This is a genomic window from Pseudoalteromonas sp. BSi20480, from assembly GCF_000241365.1.
GTDB lineage: Bacteria > Pseudomonadota > Gammaproteobacteria > Enterobacterales > Alteromonadaceae > Pseudoalteromonas > Pseudoalteromonas marina.
The window spans coordinates 11,459-32,814 of record NZ_BADX01000169.1; the positions used below are offsets into that span (position 1 = coordinate 11,459).

16 protein-coding genes and 1 pseudogene are annotated in these 21,356 nt (G+C 39.7%); 15 read left to right on the forward strand and 2 right to left on the reverse strand.

All coding sequences use genetic code 11. The features are described 5' to 3' along the window. Positions 1 to 81 precede the first annotated feature (81 nt). The 10 genes from gyrA (at position 82) to P20480_RS00845 (ending at position 10,970) form a co-directional block, all read left to right on the forward strand. A complete protein-coding gene (gyrA, locus tag P20480_RS00890) occupies positions 82 to 2,781 on the forward strand; it encodes a DNA topoisomerase (ATP-hydrolyzing) subunit A (protein WP_008132953.1) in 2,700 nt (899 codons plus the stop codon). Positions 2,782 to 2,898: 117 nt separating this feature from the next. Continuing rightward, positions 2,899 to 3,981 carry a 3-phosphoserine/phosphohydroxythreonine transaminase gene (gene serC / locus P20480_RS00885; RefSeq protein ID WP_008132955.1) on the forward strand — a complete coding sequence of 361 codons (1,083 nt, stop codon included), beginning with the start codon at positions 2,899 to 2,901 and terminating at the stop codon, positions 3,979 to 3,981. Beyond that, complete coding sequence (aroA, locus tag P20480_RS00880; RefSeq protein WP_008132957.1) at positions 3,981 to 5,258, forward strand: 3-phosphoshikimate 1-carboxyvinyltransferase; 1,278 nt, start codon at positions 3,981 to 3,983, stop codon at positions 5,256 to 5,258. Before serC ends, aroA begins: the two co-directional genes overlap by 1 nt. A 106-nt stretch (positions 5,259 to 5,364) precedes the next feature. Next, on the forward strand, positions 5,365 to 6,075 hold the full coding sequence (gene cmk / locus P20480_RS00875; RefSeq protein ID WP_008132958.1) for a (d)CMP kinase: 711 nt from the start codon (positions 5,365 to 5,367) through the stop codon (positions 6,073 to 6,075). A gap of 95 nt (positions 6,076 to 6,170) precedes the next feature. Then, positions 6,171 to 7,838, forward strand: coding sequence for a 30S ribosomal protein S1 (gene rpsA / locus P20480_RS00870; RefSeq protein ID WP_006794164.1), 1,668 nt, complete (start codon positions 6,171 to 6,173; stop codon positions 7,836 to 7,838). 67 nt (positions 7,839 to 7,905) lie between these two features. After that, positions 7,906 to 8,193, forward strand: a complete 288-nt coding sequence (gene ihfB, locus P20480_RS00865) for an integration host factor subunit beta (RefSeq protein ID WP_006794165.1) — start codon at positions 7,906 to 7,908, stop codon at positions 8,191 to 8,193. Positions 8,194 to 8,214: 21 nt separating this feature from the next. Further along, complete coding sequence (locus P20480_RS00860; RefSeq protein WP_008132961.1) at positions 8,215 to 8,496, forward strand: lipopolysaccharide assembly protein LapA domain-containing protein; 282 nt, start codon at positions 8,215 to 8,217, stop codon at positions 8,494 to 8,496. Positions 8,497 to 8,498: 2 nt separating this feature from the next. Further along, positions 8,499 to 9,635, forward strand: a complete 1,137-nt coding sequence (lapB, locus tag P20480_RS00855) for a lipopolysaccharide assembly protein LapB (RefSeq protein WP_008132964.1) — start codon at positions 8,499 to 8,501, stop codon at positions 9,633 to 9,635. Positions 9,636 to 9,798: 163 nt separating this feature from the next. After that, positions 9,799 to 10,503 carry an orotidine-5'-phosphate decarboxylase gene (gene pyrF / locus P20480_RS00850; protein ID WP_008132965.1) on the forward strand — a complete coding sequence of 235 codons (705 nt, stop codon included), beginning with the start codon at positions 9,799 to 9,801 and terminating at the stop codon, positions 10,501 to 10,503. 92 nt (positions 10,504 to 10,595) lie between these two features. Further along, the gene (locus P20480_RS00845) at positions 10,596 to 10,970 is read left to right on the forward strand and encodes a hypothetical protein (protein WP_008132967.1); all 375 of its coding nucleotides are present in this window, start codon (positions 10,596 to 10,598) and stop codon (positions 10,968 to 10,970) included. A gap of 37 nt (positions 10,971 to 11,007) precedes the next feature. Here the strand turns inward: P20480_RS00845 and P20480_RS00840 are convergent. Then, positions 11,008 to 11,845: pseudogene (locus P20480_RS00840) on the reverse strand (CvfB family protein). Positions 11,846 to 11,847: 2 nt separating this feature from the next. Then, positions 11,848 to 13,170 (reverse strand): DEAD/DEAH box helicase, encoded by a 1,323-nt coding sequence (locus tag P20480_RS00835; RefSeq protein WP_008132972.1) that lies wholly within the window; start codon positions 13,168 to 13,170, stop codon positions 11,848 to 11,850. Between the two features lie 198 nt (positions 13,171 to 13,368). On the opposite strand from P20480_RS00835, the gene trhO reads away from it, so the two are divergent. The 5 genes from trhO (at position 13,369) to P20480_RS00810 (ending at position 21,339) form a co-directional block, all read left to right on the forward strand. Beyond that, positions 13,369 to 14,376 carry an oxygen-dependent tRNA uridine(34) hydroxylase TrhO gene (trhO, locus tag P20480_RS00830; protein WP_008132975.1) on the forward strand — a complete coding sequence of 336 codons (1,008 nt, stop codon included), beginning with the start codon at positions 13,369 to 13,371 and terminating at the stop codon, positions 14,374 to 14,376. A gap of 174 nt (positions 14,377 to 14,550) precedes the next feature. Further along, positions 14,551 to 15,564 (forward strand): efflux RND transporter periplasmic adaptor subunit, encoded by a 1,014-nt coding sequence (locus tag P20480_RS00825; protein WP_033025901.1) that lies wholly within the window; start codon positions 14,551 to 14,553, stop codon positions 15,562 to 15,564. A gap of 2 nt (positions 15,565 to 15,566) precedes the next feature. Next, positions 15,567 to 18,647 carry an efflux RND transporter permease subunit gene (locus tag P20480_RS00820; protein ID WP_008132979.1) on the forward strand — a complete coding sequence of 1,027 codons (3,081 nt, stop codon included), beginning with the start codon at positions 15,567 to 15,569 and terminating at the stop codon, positions 18,645 to 18,647. Between the two features lie 88 nt (positions 18,648 to 18,735). Then, positions 18,736 to 20,631 (forward strand): DUF294 nucleotidyltransferase-like domain-containing protein, encoded by a 1,896-nt coding sequence (locus tag P20480_RS00815; RefSeq protein WP_008132982.1) that lies wholly within the window; start codon positions 18,736 to 18,738, stop codon positions 20,629 to 20,631. A gap of 3 nt (positions 20,632 to 20,634) precedes the next feature. Further along, entirely contained in the window at positions 20,635 to 21,339 is a 705-nt protein-coding gene (locus tag P20480_RS00810) for a 3'-5' exonuclease (RefSeq protein WP_008132984.1), read from the forward strand. The last annotated feature ends 17 nt before the right edge of the window (positions 21,340 to 21,356 follow it).

Sequence of the window (21,356 nt, forward strand, 5' to 3'; positions counted from 1 at the left end):
GTCTGTTAGTAATAATAACAATACTCTTTAAAACCTAATACTGGGTTATTAAGAGCTGCTACTGAAGGAATGTGATATCAAATGACTGATCTCGCCAATGAAATTCTGCCAGTCAATATTGAAGACGAGTTAAAAAACTCCTACTTAGATTACGCAATGAGTGTAATTGTAGGACGTGCATTACCAGACGTACGTGATGGCTTAAAGCCAGTTCACCGCCGCGTTTTGTTTGCAATGAACGAGCTTAGTAATGATTGGAACAAGCCTTACAAAAAGTCGGCACGTGTTGTCGGTGATGTAATCGGTAAATACCACCCACACGGCGATAGCGCAGTTTATGACACGATAGTTCGTATGGCACAGCCATTCTCACTTCGTTATATGCTTGTAGACGGCCAGGGTAACTTTGGTTCTGTTGATGGTGATTCAGCTGCTGCTATGCGTTACACCGAAGTACGTATGGCTAAAATGTCTCATGAGTTATTAGCGGATCTTGAGAAAGAAACGGTTGATTTCGTTCCTAACTACGATGGCACAGAGCAAATTCCTGACGTTTTACCAACGAAGGTACCTAATTTACTTGTAAATGGTTCTTCTGGTATAGCCGTAGGTATGGCGACAAACATCCCACCACATAACTTAACTGAAGTTATCAATGGTTGTTTAGCATTAATTGTTAATCCAGATTTAACCATAACTGAGTTAATGGATTACATTCCTGGTCCAGATTTCCCTACAGCTGCAATCATTAACGGTAAAAAAGGGATTGAACAAGCGTATCAAACTGGTCGTGGCAAGGTGTACATGCGTGCACGCGCTGACATCGAAACAGACGAAAAAACGGGTCGTGAAACAATTATTGTTCATGAAATCCCTTATCAAGTTAACAAAGCACGCTTAATTGAAAAAATAGCGGAGCTTGTTAAAGATAAAAAAATTGAAGGCATTAGTGCACTACGTGATGAATCAGATAAAGACGGTATGCGTATCGTTATTGAGATAAAGCGTGGTGACGTAGGTGAAGTGATTCTAAATAACCTATATGCACAAACACAGTTACAAACAGTGTTTGGTATGAACATGGTTGCACTCATCAATAACCAGCCTAAGTGTTTTAATTTAAAAGAAATGCTTGAAGAGTTTATTATTCACCGTCGTGAAGTAGTAACTCGTCGTACAGTATTTGATTTACGTAAAGCGCGCGACCGTGCACACATGCTAGAAGGTCTAGCAATTGCACTTGCCAACATTGACCCAATTATTGAACTTATTCGTAAGTCTCCAACACCAGCAGAAGCAAAAATAGCGTTAACTGCACGTTCGTGGGAATTAGGTAATGTTAAAGCAATGCTTGAAAAAGCAGGTGAGGCTAACGTTGCTCGCCCAGATTGGTTAGCTGATGATTTAGGTATACGCGACGGCCAATACTTTATTTCTGAGCAACAAGCCCAAGCGATTCTTGACTTACGATTACACAAGCTAACAGGTCTTGAGCACGAAAAAATCTTAAGTGAATACCAAACACTGCTTGATTTAATTGCTGAACTGTTACACATACTGGCAAGCCCAGAGCGCTTAATGGAAGTAATTCGTGACGAGTTAGTTGAAATTAAGGCGCAATATGGTGATGAACGCCGTACTGAAATCAACGCAGCCGCGCATGATATCAGCCTTGAAGACCTAATAACTGAAGAAAATGTTGTGGTTACACTTTCTCACGAAGGCTATGTTAAGTATCAAGCGTTGTCTGATTACGAAGCGCAGCGTCGTGGTGGTAAAGGTAAATCTGCAACAAAAATGAAAGACGAAGATTTTATTGAGCGTTTATTAGTTGCAAACACGCATGATACTATTTTATGTTTCTCTACAGCAGGGCGTTTATATTGGTTAAAAGTATATCAATTACCACTAGCAAGTCGTGCAGCACGCGGTAAGCCAATTGTAAACTTATTACCTTTAGAAGCTGACGAACGTATTACCGCTATTTTGCCAGTACGTGAGTACGAAGAAGATAAATACATCTTTATGGCAACAGCATTTGGTACAGTGAAGAAAACACCTTTAACAGCCTACAGCCGTCAACGTGCTAGCGGAATTATTGCCGTTAACCTAAATGAGGGTGATAGCTTAATTGGTGTTGATATTACTGATGGTACCAACGAAATAATGTTGTTTACCGATGCGGGTAAGGTTGTCCGCTTTAAAGAAGCTGAAGAATCTGCTGTTGTTGATGAAAATGGAAACCCAGTATTAGACGAAGAAGGTAACCCAGAAATTCGTTTCAAGGGTGTTCGTCCAATGGGCAGAACGGCAACGGGTGTACGCGGTATTAAAATGACCGACGAGCAACGTGTTGTATCGCTCATCGTGCCAAAAACTGATGGCGCAATATTGACTGTAACTGAAAATGGTTATGGTAAACGAACTCAACTTGAAGATTACCCATCTAAGAGTCGTGCAACACAAGGTGTTGTATCAATTAAGGTGAGTGAGCGTAATGGTGCTGTAGTAGGTGCTGTTCAAGTTGATGACAACGACGAAATAATGCTTATTTCAAATCGCGGAACGTTAGTGCGTACTCGTGTGAACGAAGTTTCAACAGTTGGTCGTAACACACAAGGTGTTATTTTGATCAGAACTATTGACGAAGAGCAAGTAGTTGGTTTACAACGTATAGAAGAAATTGAAGTTACAGAAAGTGACTTAATCAATACTGAAGACGTTGAAACAGTTGATACAGTTATAGATGAAGTCGTGGATGATAATCCTCCTTCAGAATAATTGAGATTGAAAAAGCGGCCTTGGCCGCTTTTTTTAATGTTGTTGAAAAAAATTAATACAGCGTGGATTTAATATTTTCATGTTGAGTGTATAAATTACTGGAATGAGGCAAAGGTAATGAGTAAATATAATTTTTGTGCAGGGCCGGCTATGCTTCCGCAAGCGGTAATGCAAAAAGCACAAAAAGAATTCTTAGATTGGCAAGACATGGGCGTTTCTGTAATGGAAATTAGCCACCGTAGTAAAGAATTTTTGGCATTAACTGCAAAATGTGAAGCAAGCTTAAGACGCTTAATGAATATTAGTGATGAATTTGAAGTTTTATTTATGCATGGTGGTGGTCGCGGTCAGTTTAGTGCAGTGCCCCTCAATCTTCATCAAGCAGATAAAAAAGCTATCTACTGCGAAAATGGTGTGTGGTCTAAAAGCGCGACAGACGAAGCTAACAAGTTTACTTCAACAACCAGTGTTGATGTACGTAACGATGCAGATGGAAAATTCTCAATTAAAAATGTAGCTGATTGGGTTTTACCTGCAGATGCCTCATATATTCATTATTGTCCGAACGAAACCGTAGATGGTTTAGAAATTTTTGAGGTACCAAGTCATCCAACGGCACCAATTGTTGCTGATATGTCGTCAACAATTTTATCGCGCGAAATTGATGTAGATAAATTTGATTTAATTTACGCTGGTGCGCAAAAAAATATCGGTCCATCAGGTATCGCTATCGTTATTGTGCGCAAAACATTACTTGATCGTGAAGGTTTAGCTAAGCCTGGTATTTTAGATTATGCACTCGAAGCGAAGCAGGGCAGTATGTTTAATACACCACCCACATTTGCATGGTACTTAGCTGCAGAAGTGTTTGAATGGTTAGAAGCCCAAGGTGGTGTAAAAGCGATGGAAGCCCAGAATATCGCTAAGGCTGAACTTCTTTATAATTTTATTGATGAGTCTCCTTTTTATTCAAATAAAGTAGCCAAGCATTGCCGCTCACGTATGAACGTCCCATTTTGGCTTAATGACGAAAGCTTAAATGAAAAGTTTGTATCACAATCTAAAGAAGCTGGTTTATTAGCGCTTGAAGGGCACAGAATAGTAGGCGGTATGCGCGCAAGTATTTATAACGCAATGCCACTTGAAGGCGTACAAGCGCTTGTTGATTTCATGGCAGCATTTGCGAAGGAGAATAGCTAATGGAGCAACTTCGTTTAGAACCAATATCGCGTGTTAACGGCTCTGTGACATTACCAGGGTCAAAAAGTTTATCTAATCGTATTTTACTGCTGGCTGCTCTGGCTAACGGAACAACAGTAGTAGAGAACTTACTCGATAGTGATGATATTCGTCACATGTTGGGAGCACTAGAGCTTTTAGGTGTAACAGTAACACTTAATGAAGACCGAACAGTTGCAACTGTTCATGGTGTTGGTGGTGAGTTCAAAAAACCTAATAAACCTTTATTTTTAGGTAATGCGGGTACAGCATATCGTCCGTTAACAGCTGTTTTAGCTGCTGTTAAAGGTGAATATGAGTTAGTCGGTGAGCCACGCATGGAAGAGCGCCCAATAGGGCACTTAGTTGATGCGCTTCAAGCCCTTGGTGGTGATATTACCTATACAAAGCACAAAGACTATCCACCGCTTAAAATTGTTGGTGGGCAAATTAATGGTGGCGAAGTTGAAATTGATGGCAGTATTTCAAGTCAATTTTTAACCGCTTTATTAATGGCAGCTCCATTATTCAGTGGTGATACGCAAATTACAATTAAAGGCACATTAGTGTCTAAGCCATATGTTGATATTACTTTAGGGGTTATGGCGCGTTTTGGTATTACCGTTGAACATTCAGACTATTCACTATTTAAAGTAAAAGGTGGCCAACAGTATAAATCACCTGAACGCATAATGGTTGAAGGTGACGCATCATCGGCTTCTTATTTTGTTGCAGCCGCAGCCATTGCTGGTGGCGAGATTGAAATTAAAGGTGTGGGTGCTAAATCGGTTCAGGGTGATATTGGCTTTGCGAAGGTGATGGAACAAGTCGGTGCACAAATCGATTGGTACGATGAACGTTTAGTTGTGAGGAAAGGCGAGTTAAAAGGGGTCGACATAGACGCCAATGCCATTCCAGATGCTGCAATGACGTTGGCTACCGTTGCTTTATTTGCTAAAGGTCCCACAGCTATTCGTAATATTTATAATTGGCGTGTAAAAGAAACAGACCGTCTTTACGCTATGAGTACAGAACTTCGTAAAGTAGGTGCAAAAGTTGTTGAGGGGGAGGATTTTATTGAAATAACTCCGCCATTAACATTTAACGATGTCGCTATTGATACTTACGATGATCACCGGATTGCTATGTGTTTTGCCATGGTTGCAGTGGGCGGAAAGCCTATAACAATCAATGACCCTAAGTGTACCTATAAAACATTTCCTACGTTTTTCAATGTATTAGCATCAGTGAGTGAATAGGCTTTTTATAACTATTTATAAAAAGTTACACACTAATAGCAGATATATTTTAATAACTGACGTATAATGTCGCGGTTTATTTAGGTGTGCATTGCAGGAGGTTTAAATGCAGGCGTTATTAATGCCCGTGATCACCGTTGATGGCCCAAGTGGTTCTGGTAAGGGAACTGTTTGTCGTTTGTTAGCCGATAAGTTGGGTTGGGATGTATTGGATAGTGGTGCAATTTACCGCGTTTTATCCCTTGCAGCACTTCATCACCAAATCGCATTAGATAACGAAGAGGCACTTGTACCACTGGCTGCAAATTTAGACGTGCAGTTTTTGGTAGATAGCCAAACTAATGCTGGAAAAGTTATTCTAGAGGGAGAGGATGTAACCACGACTATTCGTAATGAAGAAGTGGGTGCAGCTGCATCAAAAGTAGCAGCTCTTCCTCGTGTTCGTGAAGCGCTATTAAGGCGTCAACGCGCTTTTAGAACCGAAAATGGTTTAATAGCAGACGGCCGTGATATGGGTACTGTTGTATTCCCAGATGCGCCATTAAAAATCTATTTGACAGCGAGCGCACAAGAGCGTGCTCGTAGACGCTTTGTTGAGTTGAATGAGCGTGGGCTTGATGTTACACTAGGTGGTCTATTAGAAGACATTCAAGCTCGTGATGACCGTGATATGAATCGCGCCGTCGCACCGCTTGTGCCTGCAGAAGATGCAATTGAACTCGATACTAGCGAGCTAAATGCACAGCAAGTGTTTGATAAAGTTATTACTTTATTAGATGCAGCTATCTCTGAAGGTAAACTTCCTAAACGAAGTTAAACACATTTTATGCACCAGCAGGATGCCAGTGCTATTTTAACAACCCCATGCAGCATGGTTGCTTATTGGTATTAATATATGAGACGTATATTCGTATGTCAGAAAATTTTGCGCAGTTATTTGAAGAAAGCTTAAAGGGTTTTGAAGCAGAGCAAGGCTCTATTGTTAAAGGTACAGTAATCTCAATCGAGAACAACATTGTACTTGTAGATGCTGGTCTTAAATCAGAAAGTGCTATCCCTGCAGAGCAGTTCAAAAATGCTGCTGGTGAACTAGAAGTTGCTGTTGGCGACGAAGTAGATGTTGCACTAGATGCAATCGAAGACGGTTTCGGTGAAACTATCCTTTCTCGTGAGAAAGCGAAGCGTCACGAAGCGTGGATCCGTCTTGAGAAAGCTTGTGAAGAGCAAGAGACTGTTACTGGTGTTATCAACGGTAAAGTTAAAGGCGGTTTCACTGTTGAAGTTGATTCAATCCGTGCTTTCCTACCTGGTTCACTTGTTGATGTTCGTCCAGTACGTGACACAACTCACCTTGAAGGCAAAGAGCTTGAATTTAAAGTAATCAAGCTTGATCAAAAACGTAACAACGTTGTTGTTTCACGTCGTGCAGTTATCGAATCAGAAAACTCACAAGAACGTGAAGAGCTTCTTGCTAACCTTGTTGAAGGTCAAGAAGTTAAAGGTATCGTTAAGAACCTTACTGACTACGGTGCGTTCGTTGACCTTGGTGGTGTTGATGGTCTACTACACATTACTGATATGGCGTGGAAGCGTGTTAAGCACCCTTCAGAAATCGTTAATGTTGGTGACGAAATCGCAGTTAAAGTTCTTAAATTCGACAAAGATAAAACTCGTGTATCTCTAGGCCTTAAACAGCTTGGTGAAGATCCATGGGCAGCTATCGCTGGTCGTTACCCAGAAGGTTCTAAACTTTCTGGTCGTGTAACTAACCTTACTGATTACGGTTGCTTCGTAGAAATTGAAGAAGGCGTTGAAGGTCTAGTACACGTTTCTGAAATGGATTGGACTAACAAGAACATCCACCCTTCAAAAGTTGTTTCACTAGGTGACACAGTTGAAGTTATGGTTCTTGAAATCGACGAAGAACGTCGTCGTATTTCTCTAGGTCTTAAGCAATGTATTGCTAATCCTTGGCAGGAATTTGCTCGTCTACAAAACAAAGGCGACCAAGTTACTGGTAAGATCAAATCAATCACTGACTTCGGTATCTTTATCGGTCTTGACGGTGGTATTGACGGTCTTGTACACCTTTCAGATATTTCTTGGAACACACCTGGCGAAGAAGCTGTACGTGAATTCAAGAAAGGCGACGAAATCACTGCTATCGTATTGCAAGTTGACCCAGAGCGTGAACGTATCTCTCTAGGTGTTAAGCAAATCGAAGCTGACCCGTTCAATAACTACCTTGATGCAAACAAAAAAGGTGCTATTGTTAAAGGTAAAGTGACTGAAGTTGATGCGAAAGGCGCAACTGTTGAACTTATCGAAGGCGTTGAAGGTTACATCCGTGTAGCTGATATCGCTCAAGAGCGCGTTGAAGATGCAACTACTGTTGTTTCTGTAGGCGACGAAGTTGAAGTTAAATACGTTGGTGTTGATCGTAAGAACCGCACTTTAAGCTTATCTGTAAAAGCTCTTTTCGAAGCAGAAGAGAAAGAAGTACTAGAGAAGCTTAAGAAAGAAGAGCCAGTGTTTGAAAACGCAATGGCAGCTGCTTTCGCAAATGCACAAAAAGACTAATAAATAATTAGTTTTTAGTTGGGAGGGCACTTTTGCCCTTCCTATATCTTTTTATTAAGGAAACGCTATGACTAAGTCAGAATTGATAGAAACACTTGCGGAACAACACGCACACGTTCCAGTGAAAGATGTTGAAAATGCTGTAAAAGAAATTCTAGAACAAATGGCCGGTTCATTATCTTCTTCAGATCGAATAGAGATCAGAGGATTTGGTAGTTTCTCTTTGCATTTCCGCGCTCCTCGCACAGGTCGTAACCCTAAAACTGGCGATACAGTAGAGTTAGATGGAAAGCACGTACCTCATTTTAAACCAGGTAAAGAATTACGCGACCGCGTCAATGCGAGCATTGCCTAGTTAATATAACGGAGTAGTTACTTGTTCAAGGTATTGAAATTTATTCTGGTAGCGCTGTGCCTAATTAGCGCATTTGTATTAGGGTCACAAAACCCGCAGTTAGTACAAGTAAATTATATTATAGCCAGTAATACTCTGCCTTTAGCTGTAATAATAAGTATCTGCTTTTTGTTAGGTGTTCTAATAGGTTGTTTTATAAGCTTTAAGCTATTCTCTCAATTAAAGTGGCAAAATTACCGTTTGAAAAAACAGTTAGCGCCTGAGAAAAATAAAAACAAGCTTGACGTTAATAAAGACACCTAATTATGATTGAGCTTTTGTTTTTACTACTACCTGTTGCAGCCGGCTACGGTTGGATTATGGGTAAAAACAGTGCTAAAAATCATGCTCATCAACTTAATCGTCAAATAACTTCTGAATACAGTAAAGGGCTTAAGTTTCTATTAGACCGTGAAGAAGATCAAGGTTTAGAACACTTAATAAATTTACTAGAGGTTGCAGCGGATTCAGTTGAACATTACTCTACACTTGCCACTATGTTTCGTCGCCGAGGCGAATTAGACCGCGCAATCAAAATCCATGAACTTCTCCTAAAACACCCAAGTTTGAGTGAGCAGCAAGCCGCTACTAGTCGCTTAGAGTTAGCCGAAGACTATATAATGGCTGGATTGCTAGATGGTGCAGAAGAGCATTTGGTTTGGTTGGTCAAGGCCGACCATGTAGAAGCTCTCGATCCTATTATTACCTTATACTCGCAAACTCGTGAGTGGGATAAAGGTATTAATATGTTTGAATCTCACAGCGAATTATTCTCTAAAGAGCAACAATTTAAGGCTATCGCGAATTTTTATTGTGAGTCTGCCCTTAGTGACAGTACTCCTCAAATTATGCGAAAAGCAATTAGCCTAAACTACAAAGCCGTTCGGCCTTTGTACGAGCTAGGTGTTATCGCTTTTTCTAAAGAAGATTATGTTAAAGCGATATACTATTGGCGTGAACTTATTTGCCAGTTTACTTTGTTTGCCCCCTTATTCATTGATGATCTGGCGCATAGCTATAAGCAACTAAATTTAACGCATCAATTTCATGAGTTAGTAAACGATTTACTAGATAAGGGTGGTGTTCTTATAAAAATAAAACATTGCCAAGCTCTTTTAGAGCAAGGTCATACAAAACAAGCTTTCGATTTTTTAACTGACAGTTTAAAAAGACAACCAACGATCAGGGGGTTTAGTTTTTTACTGCAGCTAATGGGTGACCAAAATAAAAATACAAAAGAAGTACTTAATGAAATTGATAGCCTTGTAACGTCATATATTGCTACTAAGCCTGATTTTCAATGCCAGCATTGTGGCTTCACAAGTTATACAATTTATTGGAATTGCCCTTCTTGTAAACATTGGGAAACCATTGTCCCAAGTAGAGGTTTAGACGGATTTTAATAACCCCTAAATACTTAATTATTGTAATGCCCTTACAAATTCGACTAGAAGTTTAACTAGCATCTATATACTAATTAAACCTCCTTACTCACTTTGTGTAAGTTCGCCTTGATAACTAAGTTGAATATATAAAAACTCTTTACTGCTATAGATTAGGATAACTATGTCTTTCGAAAATTCAAAAAAAGTGCTTATCGCTTTAGACTACGACGATCAAGAAACAGCATTAGCATTTGTAAAACAGCTTTCGCCCGATACTTGTCGATTAAAAGTAGGCAAAGAAATGTTTACTTACTTTGGCCCTGAATTTGTAAAAGAGTTAATTGAACTTGGTTTTGATGTATTTTTAGATTTAAAGTTTCATGATATTCCTAATACAGTTGCAAAGGCAGTTACAGCTGCTGCAAAAATGGGCGTTTGGATGGTAAATGTTCATGCGTCAGGCGGATATGAAATGATGCACAAAGCAAAACTTGCTTTAGAAGAATTTGGAGATAAAGCACCAATTCTTATTGCTGTAACTGTGTTAACAAGTATGGATGAACCAGAATTAAAACGTTTAGGTATAAACAAATCACCACAGGAGCAGGTAATATACCTTGCAAAACTAGCTAAGGAAGCAGGCCTTGATGGTGTTGTTTGTTCTGCTCAAGAAGCGAATGTTTTAAAGGCTGAACTTGGTGAGCATTTTAAATTAGTTACCCCAGGTATTCGCCCTGAAGGCAGTGAAGCAGGCGATCAAAAAAGAATAATGTCTCCAAAACAAGCAATTGAAGCTGGCAGTGATTATCTAGTTGTAGGCAGACCGATTACTAAAGCAGCAAATCCAGTAAAAGTACTGCAAGATGTTAATGAATCTATAAAATAATTTACAAAAAACAGCAAATAAGTACTAAACCCCTTACGTTATGTGTAATTTGTGTTACATTTATAATATCAAAATGATGTAAGGGGTTTATTTTGAAGCTATTATTTGGTTCAGTGTTGATTATCATTGCAGGCTTTTCAGTTAACAAACATGTATTTTCTAGTAAGGCTTATGATGGCGTTACAACAGTAACAGACGTTATCTCAGCTTATCCTGTAGACATGTTTGATTTTAAAAAAACAATGAAGGATTATGCTCACCATCTTTGCTACAGAAATTCTGACGCTTTAAAAGCTCAAGATATCACTGTCAGTGATTGTTTATCTCATCATGATGAAAAGAAATTGGAGTGTGAAATAAAGGTTTTTAGATTAGCGCCGCAAAACTTAGAATCAGAAAGGGAAGTACTTAATTACTCAAGAGAGTATACACAGTGTACATTGCCTTATAAGTATATTTTAGGGTAAGCACTCACAATATAAAGATATCATGAGCGCTATAAAATTATTTAGATTTTAAGCGGATAGATTTCGCTTCAATCTCAATAAGCTCTTGCTTAAATAATCCACCAATTGCTTTTTTATAGTTAGCTTTACTTGTTGAAAATACTTTTTTAATAAGTTCAGGATCAGATTTATCGCCAATGGCGAGTATGCCGCCTTCGTTTTTAAGCTTTTCCATTATTTTATCGCCAAGCTCACTTACTTTACCCATGCCTGGTTTTTCGAGTACAACATCAATTTTTCCGTCTTCTCGTACTTTTTGGACAAAGCCTTTAAGCTTTTGCCCTACAAATAAGTTTTTGAATACCATATTGTAAAATACAACACCAAAGTGAGACTCTTCTATAAGCACCTTGTAGCCAATATCTGTTTTACCAGCAACAATCAAATCAACCTCTTGTAGGCGGGTGTATTCAGGCTCATCCTTTGATAAAAAGCGATTAAAGTTAGTTGAAGCACAAATGCGTTGACTCGCATTATCAAGATACAAACGAACAAGATAAGAATGCCCCTCTTGCATACGTGGTTTTTGTTCATTAAATGGGGCTAATACATCTTTTTCTAATCCCCAGTCTAAAAATGCACCAATACTATTTATTTCCTTAACACGTAAAAGGGCGTATTCACCTACCTGAGCATGTGGCTTTTTAACAGTCGCCGTTGGTAAATTAGCATTATCTAAATATATAAATACGCTAATGCTGTCACCAGCTTCAAGTTCATCTCTGATTTCGTTTTTTGGTAAAAAAAACTTCACCTAAATCATGACCGTCCAAGTAAGCGCCTTCATTACTTACTTCTTTTACAAATAGGGTTTGTGTTGTTCCAAGGTAACTCATAATTATTCCTGCTCAGGCTTTTTTTTACGGCGCATTGGTGAATCGCCATCGATATTCATAGGGGCTTTAATGGGTGCCGCTGGTTTTTTAGGTTTTGCTTTACGTTTAATTTGTGGCTTTTTAACCTGCGTTACTTTTTTAGCTTTAAGAGTTGCAGCAGGTTTTTTCTCTTTGATCCCTTTAAATTTAGCTTTAAGCCCGTCAATAGTTGCAAATTTAAGCTCATCGTTTAAAAAAGATTTAATTGCTAAATAACTAGCCCAATCTTTAGGGCCTACTAACGAAATAGCGGTACCTTTAAAACCAGCACGTCCAGTTCTACCTATTCTGTGTACATATTCTTCTGCATGTTTTGGTAAATCAAAGTTAATTACATGCGTTACGCTTAACAAATCTAAACCACGGGATGCGACATCAGTGGTAATTAATATTTTAAAGTTTTCTCTGCTAAACGAGTCCATAATGTCTAAGCGTTTGCTTTGTGTTAAATCTCCCGCTAGTGCGACTGATTTAAATCCTTTGTTGTTTAGTTCTTCGCTCAAACGACTTGTATCTGCCCGGGTGGCAGTAAATATTATGCATTGGCCAACTTCGTCTTGCTTTAAAAAGTGTGCTAATAACGCTTCTTTGTGATCTAGGTGGTCGGCTAAGTAGAGTGTTTGCGTTATATCGCTGTGCTGTTCGTTTGCAGCACTAAGTGTGATCTGTTTTGGTTTTTTTAATAAATTACGCGAAAGAGCATCTACTTGAGCGTGGTCTAGGGTTGCTGAAAACAATAATGTTTGGCGAAGACGGTGATTGGCTTCGTCGTTAATTAACTTTAATTGCTCAGTAAAGCCCAGATCTAAAATACGGTCTGCTTCATCAAAAATTAGCAGTTCTAAACCACTTAATTGTAACGAGCGTTTGCTAATATGATCGGCCAAACGACCGGGTGTTGCCACTACAAACTGTGGGTCGTTCCTTAATGCTTTAATTTGGTCATTAAAGTTTTCACCACCTAATACTTTTACTGCTTTAATTGCCGTGCCCGCTATTAACAAACGCAGCTGCGTAAATACTTGTGTAGCTAATTCGCGAGTAGGGGCAACAATAAGTACACGTGGATCGCGTTTACTGAGTGCTTTTTGCTTTATAACCCGTTGTACTGCGGGTAATAAAAACGCCAAGGTTTTGCCCGACCCAGTCTTTGACTGAGCAAAAATGTCATGCCCTGCAAGTGCGGTAGGCACTGCATGTGCTTGAATGTCTGTGGGCTGGGTGATCCCTTGATGTGCTAATTGTGTTTCAAGGCGAGTATCAATCCCAAGATCAGTAAAGTGCAATGTAATGTTCTCCAATGTGCAACTTAAATTAATTGCTGCATTATAGCGTACACATGGCTTATCCCGACAGCAAAAAGCAAAGTATGGTGCTATTTTTTGCAATTAATCTAAAAAAGCGTAAAATACGCGCCCCATATGCGCCGGATTTACGATTCGGTAAACGCCAATATTGGCTAATAAGGCAAAATAGGAAATAAAATGACAGCTGTTCATAAAGATGATCTTACCAGCGAACACTTTGTAGTGTGCGCTTTATACAAATTTGTAGGCCTACCTGAATTTGAAGCATTACGTAAACCTCTACTGGAGGTTATGGAAAAAAACGAAGTGCGAGGCACATTACTTTTAGCTGCAGAAGGAATTAATGGCACTGTTTCTGCAAAACGAGCGGGCATTGATAACCTCCTTGTATGGTTAGATGAACAGCCAAATTTAAAAAACATTGTTACTAAAGAATCCTATGATGACGAATGTCCGTTTTACCGCACAAAAGTAAAACTAAAAAAAGAAATCGTAACAATGGGCGTAGAGGGAATTGATCCTCTTAAAGTAGTGGGAAGCTATGTTAAACCTCAAGACTGGAATGCATTAATTTCTGACCCCGAGGTTGTACTTATTGATACGCGTAACGATTACGAAATTGAAATTGGCACATTTCAAAATGCCGTTGATCCAAATACAACAACGTTTCGTGAGTTCCCTCAATGGGCAAAAGAAAACCTTGATCCTGAAAAACATAAAAAAGTTGCTATGTTTTGTACAGGTGGTATTCGATGTGAAAAATCAACAGCTTACATGAAAGAGCAGGGCTTTGATGAAGTTTATCACTTAGAAGGTGGTATTCTTAAATACTTAGAAGAAGTGCCAAAAGAAGAAACCATGTGGGAAGGCGAGTGTTTTGTATTTGATAATCGCGTTGCTGTTGATCATGACCTACAGAAAGGTTCTTACGATCAATGTCATGCGTGTCGTATGCCTATTACTGAACAAGAAAAACAAAAACCTGAATATTTAGAGGGTGTTTCATGTCATCATTGTATTGATAAGGTAACTGATGAGCAGCGAGCCCGTTTTGCAGAGCGCCAAAAACAAATTGAGCTCGCACAGGCTCGTGGTGAAGGGCATATAGGTAACGAAGCACAGACCGTTCTTCAACAACGCAAAGAGGCTAAAAAAGCACAAAAAGATGCTCAACGTGGTAAGTAAGTCATCTTTAAAATAGTATTTAATAAAAAAAGAAGCTTTACGGCTCTTTTTTTTGGCTAAAATTTGTTATTCATCTTACATAGTTGAGTGTTCAGCGTTAACACAGGCTAATTTTGATCACACTTTTGTTACACTGCGTATAGTGGTCAACAAAATGGTTTATAAGGTGGTTCTTTGAAATTGCGCATACTTCTATTAAATATCTATTTGTTATTATTCATTTTTAGCACAGCAGCATCTAGTGCAAATGTAATGGTACAAAAAGTTACAACGGAACGTACAAAAGAAGAGGTTAAAGCTGTAGGTAATGCAGAAGCAATTCACTCCGTTACATTATTTCCTGCTGTGGGTGATAGAGTAACAGCCGTACACTTTAAACCGGGTAACTTCGTAAAGGAAGGAGATGTTTTAGTCGAGCTTGACTCTCGCAGACAAAAAGCAGCTCTTCAACAAGCAGAAATAACCTTAGCAGATACCCAACGAACACTTAACAGGCTCAGCGAAAGTCACAAAAAGGGAGCAATTCCTAAAAGTGACTTAGATGATGCAAAAACTTTGCATGCACTGGCCGAGGTTGCTCTTATTAATGCTAAAACAGATCTGGAAGACAGAACTGTGCTTGCGCCATTTGATGGTGTGATGGGACTTACTGAGGTAGAAAAAGGGGATCGCATTACAGAGCAAACTGCCATTGCAACAATTGATGATACTCGCAGTTTGTACATTAATTTTAACGCCCCCGAGTCAGCTGTCTCAATACTAAAAAATAAAGGTATTGTGGAAGTAACACCATGGCAAAGCGCAAAAGCTATTAATGCTCTCGTTTCATATCTAGATTCACGAATAAATCCACAAACCCGTACCTTACGTGTCAAAGCCAAACTGGAAAATGCAAATGATCAGTTTATGCCTGGTATGAGTTTTCGAATTAATATTACCATGCAAGGGGAGTCATATGCTGTTGTGCCTGAGGCTGCACTTATGTGGGGAGCAACAGGGCCTTATGTTTGGAAAAGTATAGATAAAAAAGCAAAGCGCATAGATGTAAAAATAGAGCAACGCTTAGCTGGGCGATTGTTAGTTTCAGGCAATTTAAATGAAAACGATATATTGGTTGTTGAAGGCGTACAGCGCTTGCGCGAAAACCAAACATTAACGTTTGCTAATGCTAGTAATTTAGAGGAATAACAATGAAAAATTCCCCTATGATGCAAGACCTTCCTTCAATGGCAATTCGCCGCCCAGTGCTCATTGTTGTTTTGAATCTACTAATAATAATTGCTGGTTTAGCTGCAATTGCAGGAATTGAAGTCAGAGAATTACCAGATGTTGATAGGCCACGTATAACTGTTTCGGCTTCATTTCCTGGTGGGTCTCCAGAAACGGTCGATACAGAAGTAACCAGTAAACTAGAAGGGGCAATAGCCCGTGTAAGTGGTGTTAAATCAATTCGCGCACAAAGTGAAGAAGGCAATGCACGTATTGTTGTTGAGTTTCGCCCTGGCGTAGATTTAGACAATGCAGCTAACGAAACCCGTGAGTCTGTTGCGCGTGTGCAACGAGAATTACCAGAGGAAGTTGAACGTGTTGCAATTATCAAGGCCGATAACGATGCAGAAGCTGTTGTTTCGCTCACTGTATCAAGTAATAGTCTAGCACTTGAAGCCCTTACTGAACGTGTTGAAACCGATTTAGCTCCTCAGTTTTTAACCATACCAGGCGTTGCCGATGTCAGGTTAAACGGGGATCGTAAACGTGTTTTGCGAGTTCGCTTAGATCCATTAAAGTTAAGTAGTTTTAACCTTACCATTCCTGATGTGGCAGATGTTTTACGAGAAGCGCCATTTGATGTACCAGCAGGAAGCCTTAAATCAAGTGACCAACAAGTCATAGTCAGAGCCGATGCGACTTCTATTACCCCCAATGAAGTAGCTGATATTATTGTTAGCGGTGATACGCGAGTAGGTGATATTGCATCAGTCTATTTTGGCCCTGCAGATCCGCGCTCTATGGTTCGTTTAGATGGCAAACCCGTTATTGGTATGGAGGTTATTCGTCAAGCGCAATCTAATACAATTGAAATATCGGATGAAGTTTTACAGTTACTTGAAAACATGCGCGAACGATTCCCTGAACTCGAATTTACGCTCACCTCAGACGATGCTCAATTTATAAGAAGCTCTGTTGACGAAGTAATAAACTCCTTAGTGCTTACTGTTTTGTTAGTGGTAATAACGTTATGGGTGTTTATAGGTTCGTGGCGCGCAACACTTGTGCCTGCATTTGCCATACCTGTTGCGCTTATAGGGTCTCTTGCACTTATTTGGGCCCTTGGTTTTTCTATTAATATACTCACTTTATTAGCACTCGTGTTAGCCACAGGTTTAATAGTTGATGATGCAATTGTTGTAAGTGAAAACATACAACGACAAAGAGGGCTAGGGCTTGGTCGGCGAGCATCAGCAGTAATAGGAACTCGAGAAGTATTTTTTGCGATAGTTGCAACGACAGCCGTATTAGCTGCGGTTTTTATCCCTATTGCATTTTTACCTTCTACGGCAGGACGATTATTTAGAGAGTTTGGCGGGGTGCTTGCAGGTGCAGTCATTATTTCAAGTTTTGTTGCGTTATCACTTGTCCCTGCATTGACTTCAAAATTAAAACTAAAAAAACAAAGCAACCATCCATTTGCCAAAGTAGGTAATAAGTTAGTAAGTCTTTATAGCATAACGATTAAAAGCGTTCTAAACCGCGCTTGGCTTGTGCTCATAGCTTGTATATTAATAGCCTTTGGTTCTGGCGCATTGTATTTAAACCTCGATAACGAACTATTACCCACAGAGGACAGGGGGAAAATTCGTATATTTGCCAGAGGCCCAGACGGTGTTGGGTTAAACTTTATGGACAGGCAAGCAATGCAAATGGAAGATATTTTGTTACCTTATGTAGAAAGTGGTGAAATAGAATCTATTTACACAGTTGTTGGGCAATGGGATCCTAATATTGTTTTTATTACCGTACCGCTAAAGCATTGGGACGACCGTCAATTTAGCCAGCAAGAAATCATTAATAAAATTCGCGGACCATTAGGTGAAATCCCAGGCGCAGCTGGTCGTGCATCCGGTTCTAATAGTTTAAATCTTAGAGGTCAAGGTGGCGGTATAGAAATCGCTTTATTAGGCCAAGACTACCAACAAATTTTTGTTGCTGCACAAGATTTTGCAAAGCAAATTGAAAACGCAATCCCGGGTATTGCGCCTGTAAGAGTCTCTTATCAGCCGTCACAACCACAATTACGTGTAAATATTGATAGGCGAAGAGCCGAAGAGTTGGGTGTATCGCTAAGTGATATCTCAATTACACTTCGCGCTGCCATCAATGGGGATGATGTTGCGGATCTCAACATTGGCGACCAATCAATACCCATCATGCTGCAAGTACAAAACCAAGTTATTCAAGATCCAAGTGATTTAGCAAACCTCTATGTGGCAAGTTCGCAAGGTAGGTTAGTGCCGATTAGTAGCTTAGCTAATATTAGTGAAGAAGGAGTAGCCGCTGAGCTTGAGCGTCATGCACAGCGTCGTGCTATTGAATTAGATATGGAGCTACCGGATGGTATGACGATTGCCGATATAGTCGATCAAATTCGCAATTTGTCTCAGCAGTCGTTGCCTCAAGGTATTACCCTTGCGTTTAAAGGTGAAGCGCTGACCTTTGAAGAAACAGCAAACGAAGTACTTTTAACTTACGTGTTGGCTTTTCTAATTGTATTACTGGTATTAGCAGCTCAATTTGAAAGTGTAAACAGTGCAATAGTGGTAATGCTAACAGTTCCATTTGGTATTACTTCGGCTATTTTAGCGCTTTATTTAACAAATACGTCTCTTAATATTTATTCGCAAATTGGTCTAGTGATGCTCATTGGTCTAATTGCGAAAAATGCCATTTTATTAGTCGAATTTGCAGATCAACTTCGAGACCAAGGCTTATCAGTTCGTGAGGCGGTTGAAGAGGCTGCACTGGTTAGATTACGTCCAATCACCATGACACTCGTTTCTACGTTACTTGGTGCACTGCCATTAATTTTATCAAGCGGGGCGGGTGCTGAAGCACGTAATGCAATAGGTTGGGTTGTATTTGGTGGTCTCTCGCTTGCTGTTTTATTTACTTTATACTTAACACCAGTCATCTATTTAGGACTTGCACGTTTCACTAAGCCAAGAGGGGATGAAACTAAACAGCTTGCCCAAGAGCTTGAACAAACAGAATAAACCTTTAGTGGCCTAATTAATCTTTTTTCTTTAAAAAACGGTTAATTAGGCCCACAATTGCATTATTGGAAATCAGTAGGGATCTATAATGCAAAGCGAACAAATTGAAATAGCGCAATTTTTATCACAACACCCTCCTTTTGATGATCTTCCTCAAAAAGCATTAGATGAACTTGCTAAACAAGTCGAAGTCAGTTACTTCAGGGCTAATACCGATATTTTACAATACGGCCAAGACATAGCCGATTTGTACATCATAAGAAGTGGCGCTGTTGAAATGTATCGCCGTGATGGCGAGCTCTATAACCGTTTGGCCACTGCGGGAATATTTGGGCAAATGGGCTTGTTGATGAATCGCAAAGTACGTTTTCCGGCTACAGCGCTTGAAGACACGTTAGTGTATTGTATAAACGTTGACATATTTTTGCAGTATTGTGATGAATTTGAAGTCTTTGCAGATTATTTTGAAACCGATGGTAATGTGCGTTTGCATCAAGCAATTGTTGAGCAAGCCGATGGCAACGATTTAACCACTGCCAAGGTGAAATCGTTACTTCACCGAGACGTTGTTACAGTCGATGCAACTGAAACAGTAAAAAATATTGCACAGCTCATGACCGATGAGTCGGTTTCGTCAGTGCTAGTGACCGACATTAATAAGCCTATTAGTAACGACCCTCAAGAAGATGACGGGCAAGTCGTTGGCATAATAACAGATAAAGATTTACGAACTAAAGTTGTTGCGCAGGGGCTTGAGTACACCACGCCCGCACACGTTATTATGTCAACTAACCTAGTGCTACTTGATCAAAATGACTATATTTTTGAAGCCGTGCTAGCCATGCTCAGAGATAACTTACATCATCTTCCTGTGGTACAAAAAAAACGCCCAATAGGTGTTATATCACTGTCAGATATTCTACGTTATGAATCGCAGAGTAGCTTATTGTTGGTGCGTGGTATATTGGCTCAGCAGTCTGTTGAGGACTTAGCTCACTACGCAAATCAGCTTCCCCGTGTATTTGTGCGCATGGTAAATGAAGATGCAAACTCTCATATGGTTGGTACTGCAATGGCTGTGATTGCTCGTACATTTAAACAACGGTTGCTAATACTCGCAGAAGAAAAATTCGGCCCGCCGCCAGTACCCTACTGCTTTATTGCATTAGGCTCTATGGCTAGAGATGAGCAGCTTATTGTTACCGATCAAGACAATGCACTTATACTAGATAATAGCTATGACGACGAAAAACATAATGCTTATTTTCAAAATTTGAGTGACTTTGTTTGTGATGGATTAGCTCAATGTGGCTATAGCTATTGCGACGGTGAAATTATGGCGTCATTCAAGAAGTGGCGAAAAACACAGGACCAATGGTTTGAGCAATTTGCCCAATGGATTGCTGAACCCAAACCACAGGCTTTACTTAACAGTTCTATATTTTTTGATTTAGACGGCGTGTGGGGTAATACAAAATGGGCTAATGAGTTAAAAACATATATTGCTAAACACAGTGCAAATAACAGACTGTTTCTAGCAAATATGGCAGCAAATGCTCGTAATAGAACACCTCCACTTGGTTTTTTTAAAGGGTTTGTTCTTGAACACAATGGGCAGCATCAAAAATCTATGAATTTAAAACGACGTGGCACAGCGCCATTAAGTGATGTTGTTCGCGTCCATGCACTTGCCATTGGATCTCGTAAGCAAAATTCATTTGATCGCCTAGAAGATATTATAGAAGCCAATGTTTTGCCTGCAGGCAAAGCGCAAGACTTACGTGATGCGTTAGAGTACATTTCGATGACCCGTATACGTCATCAGGCATGGCAAATTGAGCAGGGTGAAGTACCCGACAATAATCTTGATCCGCATCTACTTTCTCCATTTGAACAGCGTCATTTAAAAGATGCTTTTGCTATTCTAGATAAGGCGCAAAATTACCTAAAATTTTGTTATACCGCACACTCGGGTGTGAAATAATCTATGTTTTTCAAAGAAGTTAAAAACTGGAATGCACGTTATGCTCAGCTTGCCGATGATGCGCAAAACAACTTACTAAAAGAGTTTTATTTATCTACATTTAGTGATGCTAGTGCTTCTGTAAAAGACATTCCTTTTGTTGCATTAGATTTTGAAACAACAGGGCTTAATAGTAAAACAGATGATATTGTGAGTGTAGGGTTAGTGCCATTCACATTAGCGCGAATATACTGTAAACAGAGTAAACATTGGGTGGTTCAGCCAAGACGAAACCTAAGTGAATCATCTATTGTGATCCACGGTATTACTCATAACGATGTTGATAACGCGCCTGACTTTGACAACATTATAGCCCCTTTACTTGATGCTTTGCGTTCTAAGGTGATTGTTGTTCACTATGCGGCAATCGAACGTGGCTTTTTTAATAGTGCCTTATTATTGCGATTAAAAGAGCATATTGAGTTTATGGTTGTAGATACCATGGAACTTGAGCGAAGAGCGCTCAAAGCAAAACAAGGCTTAATAGGGCAGCTATTTAACACTAAACTGGGATCGCTAAGGCTAAATGACTGTCGTAAACGTTATTCTCTACCTGTTTATGAGGGACATAATGCGTTAACCGATGCGCTTGCAACCGCTGAGCTTTTACAAGCTCAATTGCGTCATCATTACACAGAAGAAACACCGTTGTGCACTATATGGAGCTGAACACATATAAATAAAAA

What these genes read in the sequence shown, in the direction of transcription:
- rpsA (WP_006794164.1), top strand. Translation starts at nt 6,171, where the DNA reads ATGTCAGAAAATTTTGCGCAGTTATTTGAAGAAAGCTTAAAGGGTTTT.
- lapB (WP_008132964.1), top strand. Translation starts at nt 8,499, where the DNA reads ATGATTGAGCTTTTGTTTTTACTACTACCTGTTGCAGCCGGCTACGGT.
- serC (WP_008132955.1), top strand. Translation starts at nt 2,899, where the DNA reads ATGAGTAAATATAATTTTTGTGCAGGGCCGGCTATGCTTCCGCAAGCG.
- P20480_RS00815 (WP_008132982.1), top strand. Translation starts at nt 18,736, where the DNA reads ATGCAAAGCGAACAAATTGAAATAGCGCAATTTTTATCACAACACCCT.
- pyrF (WP_008132965.1), top strand. Translation starts at nt 9,799, where the DNA reads ATGTCTTTCGAAAATTCAAAAAAAGTGCTTATCGCTTTAGACTACGAC.
- ihfB (WP_006794165.1), top strand. Translation starts at nt 7,906, where the DNA reads ATGACTAAGTCAGAATTGATAGAAACACTTGCGGAACAACACGCACAC.
- trhO (WP_008132975.1), top strand. Translation starts at nt 13,369, where the DNA reads ATGACAGCTGTTCATAAAGATGATCTTACCAGCGAACACTTTGTAGTG.
- cmk (WP_008132958.1), top strand. Translation starts at nt 5,365, where the DNA reads ATGCAGGCGTTATTAATGCCCGTGATCACCGTTGATGGCCCAAGTGGT.
- gyrA (WP_008132953.1), top strand. Translation starts at nt 82, where the DNA reads ATGACTGATCTCGCCAATGAAATTCTGCCAGTCAATATTGAAGACGAG.
- P20480_RS00820 (WP_008132979.1), top strand. Translation starts at nt 15,567, where the DNA reads ATGAAAAATTCCCCTATGATGCAAGACCTTCCTTCAATGGCAATTCGC.
- aroA (WP_008132957.1), top strand. Translation starts at nt 3,981, where the DNA reads ATGGAGCAACTTCGTTTAGAACCAATATCGCGTGTTAACGGCTCTGTG.
- P20480_RS00810 (WP_008132984.1), top strand. Translation starts at nt 20,635, where the DNA reads ATGTTTTTCAAAGAAGTTAAAAACTGGAATGCACGTTATGCTCAGCTT.